Annotated in this window: 13 protein-coding genes; 12 read left to right on the forward strand and 1 reads right to left on the reverse strand. The window is 59.5% G+C overall.

What is annotated here, in order from left to right; all coding sequences use genetic code 11:
* Positions 1 to 14 precede the first annotated feature (14 nt).
* Genes B5E41_RS20575 through B5E41_RS20590 form a run of 4 tightly spaced genes read left to right on the forward strand, consistent with a single transcriptional unit; the run spans position 15 to position 5,081 of the window.
* Positions 15 to 1,568, forward strand: a complete 1,554-nt coding sequence (locus tag B5E41_RS20575; protein ID WP_088395851.1) for a sugar ABC transporter ATP-binding protein — start codon at positions 15 to 17, stop codon at positions 1,566 to 1,568.
* On the forward strand, positions 1,565 to 2,539 hold the full coding sequence (locus B5E41_RS20580; RefSeq protein ID WP_050577727.1) for an ABC transporter permease: 975 nt from the start codon (positions 1,565 to 1,567) through the stop codon (positions 2,537 to 2,539). The genes B5E41_RS20575 and B5E41_RS20580 overlap by 4 nt, the downstream gene beginning before the upstream one ends.
* 11 nt (positions 2,540 to 2,550) lie before the next feature.
* Complete coding sequence (locus tag B5E41_RS20585) at positions 2,551 to 3,570, forward strand: ABC transporter permease (RefSeq protein WP_013984697.1); 1,020 nt, start codon at positions 2,551 to 2,553, stop codon at positions 3,568 to 3,570.
* 23 nt (positions 3,571 to 3,593) lie between these two features.
* Entirely contained in the window at positions 3,594 to 5,081 is a 1,488-nt protein-coding gene (locus tag B5E41_RS20590; RefSeq protein ID WP_013984698.1) for an NAD-dependent succinate-semialdehyde dehydrogenase, read from the forward strand.
* 739 nt (positions 5,082 to 5,820) lie between these two features.
* On the opposite strand, the gene B5E41_RS20600 is transcribed toward B5E41_RS20590, so the two are convergent.
* Positions 5,821 to 6,927 carry an NAD(P)-dependent alcohol dehydrogenase gene (locus B5E41_RS20600; protein ID WP_040140064.1) on the reverse strand — a complete coding sequence of 369 codons (1,107 nt, stop codon included), beginning with the start codon at positions 6,925 to 6,927 and terminating at the stop codon, positions 5,821 to 5,823.
* A gap of 666 nt (positions 6,928 to 7,593) precedes the next feature.
* Here B5E41_RS20600 and B5E41_RS20605 point away from each other — a divergent pair.
* From B5E41_RS20605 to B5E41_RS20640, 8 genes are all read left to right on the forward strand, one after another.
* On the forward strand, positions 7,594 to 8,682 hold the full coding sequence (locus B5E41_RS20605) for a substrate-binding domain-containing protein (protein ID WP_013984701.1): 1,089 nt from the start codon (positions 7,594 to 7,596) through the stop codon (positions 8,680 to 8,682).
* 55 nt (positions 8,683 to 8,737) lie between these two features.
* Positions 8,738 to 10,264, forward strand: a complete 1,527-nt coding sequence (locus B5E41_RS20610) for a sugar ABC transporter ATP-binding protein (RefSeq protein WP_170961474.1) — start codon at positions 8,738 to 8,740, stop codon at positions 10,262 to 10,264.
* A 9-nt stretch (positions 10,265 to 10,273) separates the two neighbouring features.
* A complete protein-coding gene (locus B5E41_RS20615; protein ID WP_013984703.1) occupies positions 10,274 to 11,215 on the forward strand; it encodes an ABC transporter permease in 942 nt (313 codons plus the stop codon).
* Positions 11,216 to 11,220: 5 nt separating this feature from the next.
* Positions 11,221 to 12,219, forward strand: coding sequence for an ABC transporter permease (locus B5E41_RS20620; protein ID WP_013984704.1), 999 nt, complete (start codon positions 11,221 to 11,223; stop codon positions 12,217 to 12,219).
* Between the two features lie 62 nt (positions 12,220 to 12,281).
* Positions 12,282 to 13,433 carry an NAD(P)-dependent alcohol dehydrogenase gene (locus B5E41_RS20625; protein WP_088395852.1) on the forward strand — a complete coding sequence of 384 codons (1,152 nt, stop codon included), beginning with the start codon at positions 12,282 to 12,284 and terminating at the stop codon, positions 13,431 to 13,433.
* Positions 13,393 to 13,704, forward strand: a complete 312-nt coding sequence (locus B5E41_RS20630) for a putative quinol monooxygenase (protein WP_013984706.1) — start codon at positions 13,393 to 13,395, stop codon at positions 13,702 to 13,704. The genes B5E41_RS20625 and B5E41_RS20630 overlap by 41 nt, the downstream gene beginning before the upstream one ends.
* 77 nt (positions 13,705 to 13,781) lie before the next feature.
* The gene (locus tag B5E41_RS20635) at positions 13,782 to 15,044 is read left to right on the forward strand and encodes an NAD(P)/FAD-dependent oxidoreductase (protein WP_040140070.1); all 1,263 of its coding nucleotides are present in this window, start codon (positions 13,782 to 13,784) and stop codon (positions 15,042 to 15,044) included.
* A 95-nt stretch (positions 15,045 to 15,139) separates the two neighbouring features.
* Positions 15,140 to 15,325, forward strand: coding sequence for a hypothetical protein (locus B5E41_RS20640; protein ID WP_013984708.1), 186 nt, complete (start codon positions 15,140 to 15,142; stop codon positions 15,323 to 15,325).
* The last annotated feature ends 70 nt before the right edge of the window (positions 15,326 to 15,395 follow it).

The raw sequence follows: 15,395 nt of genomic DNA on the forward strand, positions 1-15,395 counted from the left end.
GTGGGAGGTCTGCGATGGGCAGCGAGATAACAGTCAGAATGGTAGATGTCGCCAAGGCGTTCGGGGAGACGAAGGCACTCAAGAAGTGCGACTTCGAGGCCCGCGCCGGGGAGGTGCACGCCATCGTTGGCGAAAACGGCAGCGGCAAGAGCACGATGGCCAAGATCATGTCGGGCGTTTTGCACCCGGACGCAGGCAAGGTCACGATCCTGGGTGAAAAGGTTGCCTCGCCCGTCGACGCCAAGCGGGTTGGCCTGACCACCATCTTCCAAGAAGTCCTGGTTGCTGACGAGGCTAGCGTATTCGAGAACCTCTATGTCGGTCGTGACGGTGTCTTTCGTTCGCAGTCGACCGGCGATCGGCGGAGCGAAGCAGCTGAAATCCTGGCGCGGCTCGTTGGAAAATCCGTAGACCTCGATCAACTGGCAGGCAGCCTGCCGCTCAGCATCAAACAGTGGATCGTCATCGCACGGGCTATTCTTCGCAGGCCGCAGGTGCTGATCCTCGACGAATCTTCGGCCGCGCTCGACCTCGACTCGACCCTCCGGCTCCACGCGGAAATCGACCGCCTTCGTGCCGAGGGCGCGACGATCCTCATCGTAACCCACCGGATCGCGGAACTCGTGCGTATCGCCGACCGTGCGACGATCCTGCGTGATGGGATAACTGTCGGTACGCTCGGAAAGGATGAGATTACCGAGGAAAACCTGCTGTCCATGATGACGCCGGCAGATCGGCGCGCCAGCGATGCGACAGAATACGCCTCCCGAAAGAAGGCGCTATCGGCCCCTCTCATACTAACCGCGACGGGTCTCGCCGCGCACAGGTCGGCGCGCCTATTCGATTTCGACCTTCCCAAGGGGAGCATCGTCGGCGTAGCCGGGCTTGATGGGCAGGGGCAGGACGCTTTTATCCGCGTCTTGGCCGGCATCATCCAGCCGTTCGGTGGCGAGGTGAAGGTCCGCTCGGTTGATACGGACAAGATGATCGCGCTGCAATCGCTCGACGATGCGGCGAAGCTCGGTGTTTCCTACGTCTCCGGGGATCGCAAGCGCGAGGGTATCTTCCCGCAACAAAGCATCTTCGAAAACCTCGCCATCGGTGTCTACAGGAAGACGCTCGGACCCCTGGGCGTGATCCGCAAGCCCGCGCTGAAATCCATGTTTAAGCGCGAAGTGGATCGTCTGCGCATCAAGATCGGCAGCCCGTCGAACAGGATCACCTCACTGTCGGGCGGCAACCAGCAGAAGGTGCTTATCGGGCGCGCCTTCGCAAACGATCCCCAAGTCATCCTCCTGAATGACCCCGCGCGCGGTGTCGATCTCGGCACTAAGCGTGACCTCTACCGGGAGTTACGTCTGTTCGCTGAAAAAGGCGGCAGTGTCATCTACGTCTCGAGTGAGATCGAGGAGTTCATCGGGTTTGCCGATCGCGTCGACGTGTTCTTCGGGGGAACGTTGTTTCGATCCCTGACCGGCGAGGAAATCGCCGAGGCACCAATCCTCGCCGCTATGTTCGGGAAAGCCCGGGACGCTTCCGTTGATTTCGATCTGGAAAGGACCGCATGATGTCCGTAACCGCTTTCCGTCAAGTCACGCAGGACCGCTCGTTGTTCGTTCCGGCCGGGCTTTTCCTCGTCCTCCTTTGCGCTGTCGCCTTCCGGGGCCAGGGTCTGTTCACGAACAATGGTCTGGCCGGAGCCATTCTGGTTGCAACGCCGCTGATCCTGACCACGCTCGCGATAACACCGATCGTCATGGCGGGCCGCGGAGCGGTGGACCTTTCCGTGGGCCCGCTCATGGGCTTCGTCAACGTCACGCTCATTACGTGGCTGGTCGGCAACGGCATCACGCACCCGTTGGCCATCATTGCCTGGGCGGTGGGATTGGGAGCAGCGTTCCAGCTGGTGCAAGCACTTGTGATCATCTATGTGCGCGTCGCGCCCATCATCGTCACGCTCTCCGGTTTCCTCGTTCTGTCGGGCGTCAACCTGATGGTCATGTCGCGTCCCGGCGGTGTCGCTCCAGACTGGATGCTAAGCTGGGGCGCGGGAACGAGCATATTTTCGCCTGTCCTGTTGCTTCTGCTCGGCGCTTTCGCAATCTGGGGCGTCCTGAGGGGCACGATGTTTTACCGCAACCTGCGGATGACAGGCGCTGACGAGCGGATGGCCTATACCAGCGGTGTGCAGGTCGACGTCGTGCGCATCATCGCCCATACGGTCGGCGGCGTTTTTGCCGGGCTGGCCGCATTGAGCTACACCGCGCTGATCTCATCCGGCGACCCGACCCAGGGCAGCACCTACACGCTGCAAGCGGTGACGGCGCTGGTCCTTGGCGGAGCTAGTCTCTCCGGGGGCCGCGGCGGTGCGCTCGGCTCGACGCTCGGCGCGATCAACATGTTCCTCATCTCGTATCTTCTGTCCACTTTCAACTTCGGGACGGTTTCCGGCTTCGTCACGCAAATGGCCTTTGGCCTGATCCTCGTTGGGTCACTTCTCGTGAACGTCTTCGTCATCAGCCGCCGCACTGTCGCGTGAGGAGTAAGGAAATGATCTCCACTGTCTTGAACACAGAAATCGGCGCGACCCGTGGCGCCAGCCCTTTGCGCAAGCACAAGAGTATTTCGATCGGCTTCTGTCTCCTTGCGTGTCTGCTCATTCTTGGAGCCCTGCTCGTGCCGGGCTTCGTGTCGCCGCAGAACGCGCGATCGATCCTCCTTCTCGCCGCCTTCCTTGGGCTGGCGTCTGTTGGGCAGACGCTCTGCGCGCTCGTTGGAGCGCTGGATCTTTCCATCCCATACATCATCGGTGGCGCCAATATCCTGCTTCCAAGCCTCATGGTGGCGGGTCTTCCCGCCCCCGTCGCCATGATCGTCGTGCTTCTCCTTGGCATTTTGGTCGGGGCTTGCAACGGCGCCCTCAGCTTCCGGCTGCAGGGTCAGGCGCTGATCATGTCGCTCGGTCTTGGTTTTGCCGCCGTCGGGGCGGTCCAGATCTACACCTCGCTCGGATCGCAGTTCGGCGGTACCGTCTTTGCGCCCGTCCCCGGATGGCTTCGCAACCTTTCGGCGTTCAATGGCAGGTTCTTCGGTCTGCCGTTTCCACCGGTTATCGTCATATGGGCTTTCATCGCCGTCGCTCTGGGCTGGATAATGCACAACACCTGGTTTGGCCGGAGCCTCTATGCTGTTGGCGGGAGCCGCACGGCCGCCGCCCGCCTCGGAATCTCGGAATTCAAGATCTGGACAGTGATTCACAGCGTCAGCGGGGCGATGTCGGCACTCACCGGAATGCTGCTCCTCGGTTTCTCCGGCGGCGGTTTTGTCGGGGTCGGTGATCCCTATCTGTTCACCACCGTGGCGGCGGTCGTTATCGGCGGAACGTCTCTTCTAGGCGGTGCCGGCGGGTATGGAGCGACGGTCCTCGGCGTCCTCGTCCTTACTGTCCTGACCTCGCTTCTCGTCGGCCTGGGGCTCAGTTTCCCGGCACAACAGGCCGTCGTAGGGCTGCTGATCGTCCCCATGGTCGCGATCTACGCCCGCTCACCACACATCCGTAATCAGATTTGAACGTTGCATCGAAAGGAATACCAATGGCTATCTCCACCGCTCTACTGGATCGCCTGAAAGACCCCTCCCTGGTACGCGAGGAAATGCTGGTAGGAGGCGACTGGCGAAAAGAGGGCGCGAGCGGCAAGACGATCCAGGTCCACAATCCCTCGACCGGGGACGTGATTGCGAGCCTCCCGAGCGCAGGACTCCAGGACGTCCGCGAAGCCATCGACGTCGCCAAACTCGCCCAGAAAAAGTGGGCCGCACGATCGGGCAAGGAACGTGCCGGCGTCATGCGGAAGTTCTTCGACCTCGTCACGGCCAACACCGAGGACCTCGCGATCATCCTGACGTCCGAGATGGGCAAGCCTCTAGCCGAGGCACGCGGAGAGGTCGCCTACGGCGCTTCCTACATTGAATGGTTCGGGGAAGAAGCCAAGCGCGTTTACGGCGACACCATTCCGGGGCATCAGGCCGACAAGCGCCTGATAGTCATCAAACAGCCCGTCGGCGTGGTGGCGGCCATCGCGCCCTGGAACTTTCCTTCCGCCATGGTCTGCCGCAAGATCGCCCCGGCGCTGGCATCCGGCTGCGCCATCATCTTCAAGCCGGCCGCCGAAACCCCATTGTCGGCCCTTGCTCTTGCCATACTCGCTGAGCGCGCGGGAATACCCGGCGGCCTGTTCAGCGTCCTGCCGACAGACAACGCCCGGATGTTCGGTGAAGAAGTCTGCTCGAACCCCGTCGTCAAGAAGCTGACCTTCACAGGGTCTACCGAGGTCGGCCGCATCCTGATGGCGCAGGGCGCACAAAAGATCATGAAGCTCAGCCTCGAACTCGGCGGCAACGCTCCCTTCATCGTCTTCGACGATGCCGACCTCGACGAGGCCGTGGAAGGAGCGATGCTGTCCAAGTTCCGCAATGCCGGCCAGACCTGCGTTTGCGCCAACCGTCTCTACGTCCAGAGCGGGGTCTACGACCGCTTCATAGAGAAACTCGCGGCGCGGGTTTCCGCGCTCAAGGTCCTTGACGGGTTCGAGGATGGAGCCACCATCGGTCCGCTGATCAACGACGATGCGGTGGCGAAGCTCTATAGTCACATCGATGACGCGGTCGGTAAGGGTGCGAAGATCGTTGTGGGCGGCGCAAGGGACGAGCGTGGTGGCACCTTCGTCCAGCCGACGCTTCTCTCGGAAGCCACGAAGGAAATGAAGGTCGCACGAGAGGAGACCTTTGCGCCGCTCGCTCCTGTCTTCAGGTTCAAAACGACGGAAGAGGTCATTGAACTGGCCAACGACACAGAGTTCGGTCTCGCCGCCTACTTCTACGCCAACGACCTTCGAAACGTCTGGAAGGTTACGGAGGCCCTGGAGTACGGGATGGTCGGCGTCAACACGGGCCTGATCTCCACGGAGGTTGCACCGTTCGGCGGCGTCAAGCAGTCGGGGTTCGGCCGCGAGGGCTCGAAATACGGCATGGATGACTTCCTTTCCATGAAATACGTCTGCATGGGCGGCATACAGTCATAGTCCAACGGCTGGTGGTGGGTCTTAAGGCTCGCCACCAGCAAGGTTTGAGCTCGTCACGGAAGCCCGATGACACATTCTGCAGAAGGCGGGGAGAGTCTTGGTCAAGACCGCGCCGACAGCCTTCAAAACGAGGCGGCCGACCGCGAGCAGGACCCGGCCGATCACGCTGCCCAGGCGAACGTCGAGGGCAGAACGGCAATGGAACGTCGGAACGTGCGGAGAGAGGCAGGGGCGAGACTCGCCTTTGTCGTGGGTCTGTCTGCTTAAGGCTTCCGTTGGCCGAACGCCTGATGACCCATCTCGAAAGTTTCGTTGGTATTTTTCGACGGGACGGAGAAAGCGCGCCACCGGCCACTCGCTGGCAAGATCATCGCCGATTGTCTGGCATTTTGCTAGTGGCACGTCGACGCAAGGCGCACGTGTCGGGGGACGCTCGGCCTGCCGGCCCGAGTGCTCTTATGGCCCAAGGGCAGCATCAGTTGAATGACGTGCGGTCGTCAACTGCCGCAAGGCCTTGATGAGGGGGTCACGGATCGCCGAGAAATTGCGCCGTCGCAGACTAATATTTTGACCTGGAAGAGCCCACTACCGTTACCGCGACCTGGTCGCGTTGCAATGATGAAACGGGGTTGCGCCTCACACCTGCGTTCCAGAGTGTCCGGGCGAGACCGTGACGACCACGGCCCCGCCGGACGTTGCCTTGGGAGGCTGACTTCTGGACAATGTTCGTGACGAGAGCTTAGTGCTTCATGCGCAGTATTGGCTTGATGACCTTGCCGCTCTCGGAATCGGCCATTGCCTCGTTGATCTGGTTGAGATCGTAGAACTGGACGAGCTTGTCGAACGGGAACCGTCCCTGCTGCCAGTATTCGATGAGCTCGGGTATGAATTTGGAGGGAATGCTCTGGCCTTCGACCACACCGACGAGCGTACGGCCGAACAGAAAGTTGCCGATATCGACGATCCCTTCCGTTCCGAGCGCGGACGATCCGACCAGTCCACAGGTTCCTGGGGTGCCGAGGCAATCGACCGCCTGGCGAAACACCTTCGGCGAGCTCGTGCATTCGAGACTGAAGTCTGCGCCTTCGGGAATGATTTCCCTGATCGCCTTGACGCTATCCCTATTGCGGGCGTTTATGATGTGGGTTGCACCCAGTTCAATCGCCAGTTCGAGACGTTCATCGTTAAGGTCGATCACGATAATGGTCGAGCATCCGGCAATCTTCGCCGCCATGACGGCTGCCATGCCGACCGCACCCGCGCCGAACACTGCAATGGAAGATCCCGGTTGGGGCTTGAGGCAGTTGAGAACCGCTCCGGCGCCAGTTTGCAGCCCGCAGCCCAGCGGTCCCATGAGTTCGAGGGGAACATCTTTGGAAACCTTGACCGCATTGCGCTCGCTGGCGATGGCATAGGTGGCGAAAGAAGACTGCTCGAAGAAGCACCCGCTGATCTGGGTACCGTGTGAATCATGTAGCGGGCAACTGCCATCCGGCCGGGTGCCACGGAAATTTCTGCCAAAAAAGTCTTCACAATAATAAGGCGTGCCTCCCCGGCACTTCTCGCATTTCCCGCAATATGCGTAGCTTAGAGCCACGTGGTCGCCGGGCGAAAGCTCTTTTACATCGGCCCCGACCACTTCCACGACGCCGGAGCCTTCATGGCCGAGAACCACGGGCTGCGGTACGTCATATCCTTGGTCGCGAACAACCATGTCGGTGTGGCAGACACCGCTCGCCACGATCCGGACGAGGATTTCGTCGGGGCGAGGTTGATCGATACCGATGCACTCCAGAACAAGAGGCTTTGCCTTTTCGCGCGAAATTGCAGCGTATGCTTCTTTCATAAAATGACTCCATCAGTGCGCCCTCGGCCGGTAGGTGACACTTGTAGGCGTTCGCAGACAATCAGTCAATTATCTTCAGTGAACCAAAATGCTCGCTGAGGCCATCCCAGCGCGCTACACGGACATGTAAAGAACAAAATCAATGTAATATCAATTGCTTCCTCAGGGCATTCGGCCGATCTAGATCTTGGTCCGAATTGTTGGCTGTCTTAAAACTGGAATTCGCTTGACAGATTGACTGATTCAGAAGTGGCGTTCATCGAACGCGCCGGCTGACGGTGGTGCCCGCATTTCCTGCCTCGCGGCCTCGCTTTCCGGGTGATGGTAGCGATTATGGCTCCCAACTTCCTTTTTATGAACCTCGCCGGCGAGGCGCGGTCTCCTCTGGTTCCTGTTGGCGTGCTCGTGGGTGAGGTGACGGGCGGCTGCTTTGTCTTATTGCTATATCGAACCAAGCAGCAATAAAAGAATAAAAAAATCAGTATGATAACACAGAAGACACGTCAAAAAGCTGAAATTCAATATAGTTTATTGACAGATTGTCTGCTTATTCATAATGATGCGATCTGCCGTTTGTGGGGAGAATTCAGCGATGTCTGGAGGATAGCGGCGCTCCAGATCGCAGACAAAATGACCACGTTGGGTGGCAAGAGGAGGAGAGTTTCGATGAAAAGACGTACATTCCTACAGACGGGCAGTGCCTTGATTGCAGCTGGCGCGTTCGGAATACCGGGCATCCTGCGGGCAGAGGATACGATCACCCTGCTGCCCGACACTTGGCCGTCCGAAGGGGAAAACCCCGTCGTCGACGCTGGTAAGTTTGCCAAGTCAGGTCCCTGGAAGATTGGTCACAGCCACTATGGCCTGGCCGGTTCGACGCACACCTATCAAACCGCATTCGAGGCCGAATACGAAATCAGCAGGAACAAGGCCCGTGTCGGCGACTATCAATTCCGAAGCGCCGACCTCAACGCCTCAAAACAGGTCGCCGACATCGAGGATCTGATCGCACAAAAGGTAGATGCAATCATCATTGCGCCGCTTACGACAGGCTCGGCCGTGGAAGGCATCAGGAAGGCGAAGGCTGCCGGCATTCCGACGGTCGTCTATCTCGGTCGCGTCGACACCGACGAATTCACGGTGCAGGTCCAAGGCGACGACTTCTACTTTGGCCGGGTGATGGCGCAGTTCCTGGTCGATAAGCTCGGCAACAAGGGAAAAGTGTGGGTGCTGCGTGGCGTCGCCGGACATCCGATCGATGCTGATCGTTACGCCGGGGCGATCGAAGTCTTCAGCAAGTCCGGTCTCCAAATCACCTCAACCCAGCACGGCAGCTGGTCCTACGAGGACTCAAAGAAGATAGCCGAAAGCCTCTATCTGTCTGATCCGGATGTCGCCGGGGTCTGGACTGACGGCGCGAACATGTCGCTCGGGGTCTTGGACGCGCTGCAGGAAGCCGGGGCTTCCACCATTCCACCGATCACGGGAGAAGCGCTCAACGGTTGGATGCGTCGTTGGAATGACGAAAAGCTCTCTTCGATTGGGCCCATTTGCCCTCCGGCTCTTTCGACGGCAGCCCTGCGTGCGGCCTTCGCGCTTCTCGAAGGCAAGCCGATCCAGCGCAACTGGACCAACCGGCCCAAGCCGATCGTCGACGACAATCTTGCACAGTTTTACCGCTCCGATCTCACGGACGCTTACTGGGCTCCGACAGAAATGCCGAATGAGAAGCTCCTCGAGTACTTCAAGGCCTGACGCATGGAGGGCGCGGACAAGCGCGCCCTCTTCACCCTCGCAGATGGAAGTGTTCATGAGTATGCTTGTCGAGATGGTCGGCATAAACAAGTCCTTTGGTGCGGCCAAAGTCCTGTCGAATGTTCAATTTTCGCTTGAACGCGGCTCCGTCCACGCATTGATGGGCGAGAACGGGGCGGGAAAATCCACGCTGATGCGAATTCTGGCCGGCGTCTATCAACAGACCGCTGGACGCATCCGTCTGCGAGGAGAGGAGGTGACCTTCCGTTCCCCCAAGGAAGCGCGTCTCGCCGGGGTGTCGACAGTGTTTCAGGAGTTCACCCTCATCCCCAATCTCACGGTCGCCGAAAACATGTTTCTTGGACACGAACCGCGGCGTGCCGATGGGTCGATAGACACCGCCGAGGTCGTCGAGCGATCCCGCAAGCTGCTTGTCGACGTTTTCCCTCAACTGGACGCCACGGCGATTGTGGAAACGCTGACGGTTGCCCAGCAGCAGGCAGTGGAAATCGCCAAAGGTCTGACATCCAATGCCGATGTCTTCATTTTCGATGAACCGACCGCGGCACTAAACTCGACGGACGTCGCTCATCTCTTCAAGGTCATCCGCGATCTGAAGGCGCAAGGGAAGGCTGTCGTCTACATCTCGCATCGGATGAACGAGGTGTTCGAACTGTGCGACACCATCACCGTCATGAAGGATGGGGCTTGGGTAAAGACAGCCAGGGCAGAAGACTTCAATCTCCAAACGCTTGTGGCAAACATGGTTGGACGCGAGCTTCAGAATTTCTTTCCGCCGAGGGCGCAGACCATTGGGTCGCCGATGCTCGACGTGGCAGGGCTTCGTCTCAATGACCATGGCCCGCCAGTCGGTTTTTCCGTACGCACGGGCGAGATCATCGGACTGGCCGGGCTGGAAGGCCAGGGGCAGCGCGAAATCATGCGTGCGGTCGTCGGGGTCGAAACCGCCGCAGTTGTGACCGTCCGGCGTCGCCGCGACGATAGCATGATCGGTGTGAACGTATCCTCCGGCTTTTCGAGTGCGATCTCAGCCGGCATTGGTTTCATTCCTGAAGACCGCAAGCAGGAAGGCTTATTTCTTCGGCTTCCGATCTACGATAACATCGCACTTGGCAAGCAGTTGAACCGGAACATGGCGAGCGTTGCATGGCGTTCCATCTCCAGGGTTCACGATGTCATAAAGTCGCTCCGTGTTGCGGCTGCCGACCCAGCCTCGCCCGTCGGCAAACTTTCGGGCGGAAACCAGCAAAAGGTCCTTCTTGGCCGCTGGCTGCTTTCGGGGGTTGATATCCTTGTCATCGAGGAGCCGACACGTGGCGTCGATGTCGGCGCTAAAGCGGAAATCTATAAGCTGCTTCGCGATTTTGCCGATCGTGGCGGTGCAGTGATCGTCTCGTCACGCGAGCACCCCGAACTGATCGGGCTCTGTGACAACATCCTGGTCGTTCACGACAAAAAGATCGTCGGACAGATGCCCGCGCTTGATGCCACAGAGGAAACCATCCTGGGAACCGCACTCGGTTCGAACTCCGCGCACGATCCGCGCGCCGCTGTTCATTGAGGAGGATACATGAATACCGTCGCAAAGTTCCTGAAGGCACCCTATAGGGCGGGTGCGATCCGGCTGTCGATCGGGACGCTATTCGTGCTGGTGGTCGCCTCGGTTATCCTGCTTCCACAATTTCTGGCGCCGGAGAATCTGTCGAACCTGCTGGCCCAATCCACTGTTCTTGTCATTTCTGCGCTCGGCCAGACCTTTGTGATCCTGACGGGCGGCCTAGACGTTTCCGTTGGTTCGATCATCAGCGTGACGACTACGATCATGACACTCGACATGCCCGAGGTTGTCCGTGTCATGCTTTGCATTGCGGTTGCGATCGCATTCGGATTGTCGAATGGCTACGGCGTAGCCAGGCTCAACGTCCATCCGATCATCATGACCCTGGCAACCATGGGTATCGGCCAGGGATTGGCGCTTATCATTCTTCCTATCCCCGGCGGGAAGGTGCCCGAATGGCTTTCGGCGTCAGTCGCGGGTTCCGTTGGGCCCGTGCCAAACTCGCTGCTCTGGCTGATCGTCGCCACGTTCGTTGCTGCCTGGTTGCTTTATCGCAGGCCGTTTGGCCTTTACCTGTTCGCTTCGGGTGGTAACGACTTCAATGCCCGCATGAATGGCGTCCCGGTCGAGCGCACAGTCATCAAGGCCTACATCCTGTCGGCGCTATTTGCTTGCGCTGCCGGGATGTTCCTCGCAGGTCGCCTTGCCTCGGGCGATCCCAAGGGGGGCGCCACATTCGGAATTGAATCCGTTACCGCAGCAGCGCTCGGGGGTGTTCACCTGGCTGGCGGTATCGGCAGCATCCTCGGCACTGTAGCCGGCGCGGCTATCCTCGGCATCGTCAACAACGTGATGAACCTCGCTAACGTCTCGGCATTCCTCCAGTCGGTCGTGAAGGGCCTTCTGCTGCTAGCACTCGTCGTCTCACAGCGTCGCAAAACGATCGGACTTTGAAAGAGATGGACCTCTCGATGACCACAACGGATGCGAAAATTGAGACGCCATCGCGCACTCTCACCGCCAGGCGCATACTTTCCTGGGTGCTCGGTTTGCCCCCGGCATATTACGTGCTCGCAATCCTGATCGCTGTGGCCCCCGCTGTAAGCGCGACGCTGATCAATCCAAACTATTGGTTCGTGATCCTGAAACAGTCAGCGCCGCTTGGGATCGCGGTGCTGGCGCAATCTCTTGTCATGCGGGTGCGTTCTATTGATCTCTCGGTCAGTGGCGTGTTTGCTTTTTCGATCTATCTCGCCAGCTCCGGGCTCCTCAACAGTTACCCGCCCTTCGTCACGGTCCTGATGCCGATCGTCATCGGCCTTGCCGTCGGTCTGATCAACGGCGCCCTCGTGGCCTATGTCCGCGCCTCCGCGGTCATCGCGACGCTGAGCGTATCGGCGATCCTCATCGGGATCATCCAATTCATGAGTTCGGGCCGTGCACCGGGTTCGACACCAAGCTGGCTTCGCGTCCTGACGAGCGGGAACATCTACGGCCTGTCTTACTCCGTGATCGTCTGGATCGGGATTTCCGTTCTCGTCGCATTAGCGTTCCGCTTCTTGATCCTCGGGCGCTACTTCCGCGCTGTCGGCGACAATCCGAGGGCGGCGGAGATAACAGGCATACCTCTGGCCCGCACGATTTTTGTCTCCCATACGCTTGCGGGCACGCTGACAGGCATCGCCGCCCTGGTTCAGGTGTCGGCTCTGGCCGTTGGCACGATCAAGCCCGGCTTCGACACCTTCATGAACGCTCTCGCCGCGACGATTCTCGGTGGGGTGACGTTCGGCGTCGACCGCGGTGGCGTCGCGGGGCCTTTCGTGGCGGTCGTCGCCTTCAGTTTCCTCTTCGCGATGTTGACGGTGTTCGGCATCCAGGAGCCCGGCAAGCTGATCGTCCAGGGCGGGATCATCGCGCTTGCTGCGATCATTTACGGAGCACGCGTCGGTCGCGTCTAGCCGCAAGGATCTGCCAAACAGGTCATTCCCGGTGTCAACGCGGGAGAATGCAGGAGATAAGAATGGTGAAGATAACGGCGGCCGTGGCCGCAAAACCGAAAGCTCCGCTTGAGTTTCGTGAACTTGAGCTGGCGGATCCAGAAGGCAATGAAATTCTCGTGCGGACGGTCGCCACGGGGATCTGCCATACCGACCTGTTGCTCCGTGATGGGATATTTGGGCCTCCCGCCCCGGTCATACCAGGACATGAAGGTGTTGGTATCGTCGAGGCCATCGGGGCGGACGTCCAAGGTTTAAGGGTGGGCGACCACGTTGCGCTCAGCCAGAGTTCATGTGGCTTCTGCGGCGATTGCCGGCGCTCTCACCCGATGAACTGCCAGAACTACACCCAGTACAATCTGACGGGGCTTCGTCCGAACGGCAAGAAGGCCTTGCTGTGTGATGAAGTCGGCATCGGCAGCAACTTTGTCGGCCAGTCATCCTTCGCGACCCACATCCTGGCGACTGAAAACAACGCCGCGCAGCTTCCCAAGGATTTCGACCTGACGAATGCGGCCCCGCTCGGTTGCGGCATGGCAACGGGAGCAGGTACCGTCATCAACGCCATGAAGCCGGAGATCGGTCAAACCATTGCCGTGTTCGGCGCGGGAGCGGTCGGCATGGCTGCGGTGATGGCCGCCAAGGTCCGGCGGTGCAGCAAGATCATCATCATCGACCTGAACGAGCAGCGTTTGGCCATGGCTGAGACGTTGGGCGCGACCCACGCTATCAACGGCAGGGACCCAGACGTCGTGGAGCAGATCCACGCCTTGACGGGCGGCGGTGCCGATTTTGCGATCGACGCCGTGGGTATCATTCCCGTCATCCTGAACACGATCAAATGCACGCGGGCAGGGGGTCATGTCGTCCTCCTCGGGCTCGACGCGCTCGGCAAGGATATTCCAATCCCGCTGGACCTCATGGTCTTCAACCGGAAAATTCAGGGTGCCATCCTCGGGGATCAGATCCCGCAGCTCTTCATCCCCCAACTGGTCGAACTAAACCAGGCCGGCCTGTTTCCGTTCCAGAAGCTGATCACAAAGTACCCGTTCGAGAAAATCAACGAGGCCATCGCCGATGCCGAAGCTGGCCGCGTGATCAAGCCCGTCATCGTCTTCAATAGGAGCTTCCCACATGCCATCGAGCAAGTCCGACGAACAGCATCTCATCGTTGAGTTTAAAACATCGACGCGTAACCGGGACCGTGTCAACACACTGCTCCAGGAGTTTGTCGGCCCTGCCCGCGAGGAAGAGGGCTGCCTTTACTACAATCTCTACCAGCGCTCCGACGAGCCGAATACGTTCTTCATTCTCGATGGTTGGGCAAACGAGGAGGCAGCCGCGCGTCACGGAGAATCTGCGAACGTCAAGCGTGTTCTCGAACCGCTGCTTCCGTTGCTGGTAAGCCCCCCTTCCATCATTGTGAGCAGTCGCATCAGCGACTGAGCTTGCGATCGTGCAACACCGAAGGACGCGCTTCGATCCGAGGCGGGTTTTTTTCCAAAGGCTCGCGGGAGGACGAAATGGAGCATCGAGTTGTCATCGTGGGAGGCGGTTTCGCCGGCCTCCAATTGGCCAAGGATCTCAAATGTCCAAACCTTTCGATCACGATCGTCGACAGACGCAATCATCACCTGTTCCAGCCGCTGCTCTATCAGGTCGCAACGACCGTCCTGGCAACCTCCGAGATTGCCTGGCCCATTCGCGCGGTCTTCCGTGGAAGGAAAGATGTCACAACGCTTCTTGGCGAGGTCGTGGGCGTCGATGTCGAGAAGCGGCTTGTCTCGCTCAAGGGCGGTCATGCCATTCCCTACGATACCCTTGTTCTCGCAACAGGGGCCCGTCACGCGTATTTCGGCCGGGATGAATGGGAGCCTTTCGCGCCCGGACTGAAGGCGTTGGAAGACGCCACCACCATCCGCCGTCGTCTTCTCCTGGCGTTCGAAAAGGCGGAGCTGGAAACCGATCCCCAAGCGCGGGCCGCAATGCTGACCTTCTCGATAATCGGCGCCGGACCGACAGGCGTCGAGATGGCCGGGATCATCGCCGAACTGGCTCAAAGGACGCTTGTCGAGGAATTCAGAAACATCGATACGACTTTGGCTCGTATTCTTCTTGTAGAGGCAGGACCGCGTGTTCTGCCTGTTTTCCACGAGGCGTTATCGCAATACGCCGAGCGATCCCTTGCGTCGATGGGCGTCGAGGTTCGCACGGGACGGCCGGTAACCGACTGCACCGAGGAAGGTATATCGATCGGGGACGAGTTCGTCCCGAGCCGTACGGTCATATGGGCGGCGGGCGTGCAGGCATCCAAGGCCGCCGTATGGGTCGGGGCGGAGACAGATCGAGCAGGGCGGGCTATCGTGCAGCCCGACCTCACGATCTCAGAACACCCGGAGATCTTCGTTGTCGGCGATACCGCGAGCGTTAAGACCGGCGAGGGAATGCCGGTTCCTGGTATCGCTCCTGCCGCAAAGCAGCAGGGAAAATACGTCGCCCAGGTGATCAAGGCCCGCCTTAAGCAGCGCTCAGCGCCGCTTCCCTTCAAGTACAGGCATCTTGGTAATCTTGCCACCATAGGGCCAAGCTCCGCGGTGATCGATTTCGGCAGGCTTCGGCTCAAGGGCTCCATCGCCTGGTGGATCTGGGGCTTTGCCCACATCTACTTTTTGATCGGAACACGGAGCCGCATGGCGGTCGCGCTGAGCTGGCTTTGGGCATTTACCTCCGGACACCACTCTGCCCGCCTTATTACCCAGAAGGAGACGCTGAAGGACGAGGTCTAGCAGGGATTTATCAGTGACGTGGCGGAAGCACGCCACGCTTTCGTGGGCATTGCGCGGAACGACCTTGTCACCTGCAGCTATTGAAGGAACGAAACATGAGCGAGTTTTTGAAAGACAGCATTATCATTCCACCGACCTCGACCGTGGAACGCGAGAATGGCGAGTGCCTATCTGAAGGCCAGTCTGCAATAGACGTTGACGCGCTCGACGATGCTGCGCGTGCAAGCGTTGAGGGCCAAACGAATGCCATACGCGTCAGAGAGCCGCGTGTGAAAGCGTAGGACTTTCCGGAAAGATGCCGTTCCCCAGAGACATCCATGGGCTGTTCCATGGAAGGTCCAACTGTGGCAC

The organism is Rhizobium esperanzae (assembly GCF_002204185.1).
GTDB lineage: Bacteria > Pseudomonadota > Alphaproteobacteria > Rhizobiales > Rhizobiaceae > Rhizobium > Rhizobium esperanzae.

Coding starts and splice junctions, on each gene's coding strand:
- B5E41_RS20640 (WP_013984708.1), top strand. CDS start 15,140: ATGAGCGAGTTTTTGAAAGACAGCATTATCATTCCACCGACCTCGACC.
- B5E41_RS20620 (WP_013984704.1), top strand. CDS start 11,221: ATGGACCTCTCGATGACCACAACGGATGCGAAAATTGAGACGCCATCG.
- B5E41_RS20610 (WP_170961474.1), top strand. CDS start 8,738: ATGAGTATGCTTGTCGAGATGGTCGGCATAAACAAGTCCTTTGGTGCG.
- B5E41_RS20580 (WP_050577727.1), top strand. CDS start 1,565: ATGATGTCCGTAACCGCTTTCCGTCAAGTCACGCAGGACCGCTCGTTG.
- B5E41_RS20575 (WP_088395851.1), top strand. CDS start 15: ATGGGCAGCGAGATAACAGTCAGAATGGTAGATGTCGCCAAGGCGTTC.
- B5E41_RS20635 (WP_040140070.1), top strand. CDS start 13,782: ATGGAGCATCGAGTTGTCATCGTGGGAGGCGGTTTCGCCGGCCTCCAA.
- B5E41_RS20605 (WP_013984701.1), top strand. CDS start 7,594: ATGAAAAGACGTACATTCCTACAGACGGGCAGTGCCTTGATTGCAGCT.
- B5E41_RS20585 (WP_013984697.1), top strand. CDS start 2,551: ATGATCTCCACTGTCTTGAACACAGAAATCGGCGCGACCCGTGGCGCC.
- B5E41_RS20625 (WP_088395852.1), top strand. CDS start 12,282: ATGGTGAAGATAACGGCGGCCGTGGCCGCAAAACCGAAAGCTCCGCTT.
- B5E41_RS20630 (WP_013984706.1), top strand. CDS start 13,393: ATGCCATCGAGCAAGTCCGACGAACAGCATCTCATCGTTGAGTTTAAA.
- B5E41_RS20600 (WP_040140064.1), bottom strand. CDS start 6,927: ATGAAAGAAGCATACGCTGCAATTTCGCGCGAAAAGGCAAAGCCTCTT.
- B5E41_RS20615 (WP_013984703.1), top strand. CDS start 10,274: ATGAATACCGTCGCAAAGTTCCTGAAGGCACCCTATAGGGCGGGTGCG.
- B5E41_RS20590 (WP_013984698.1), top strand. CDS start 3,594: ATGGCTATCTCCACCGCTCTACTGGATCGCCTGAAAGACCCCTCCCTG.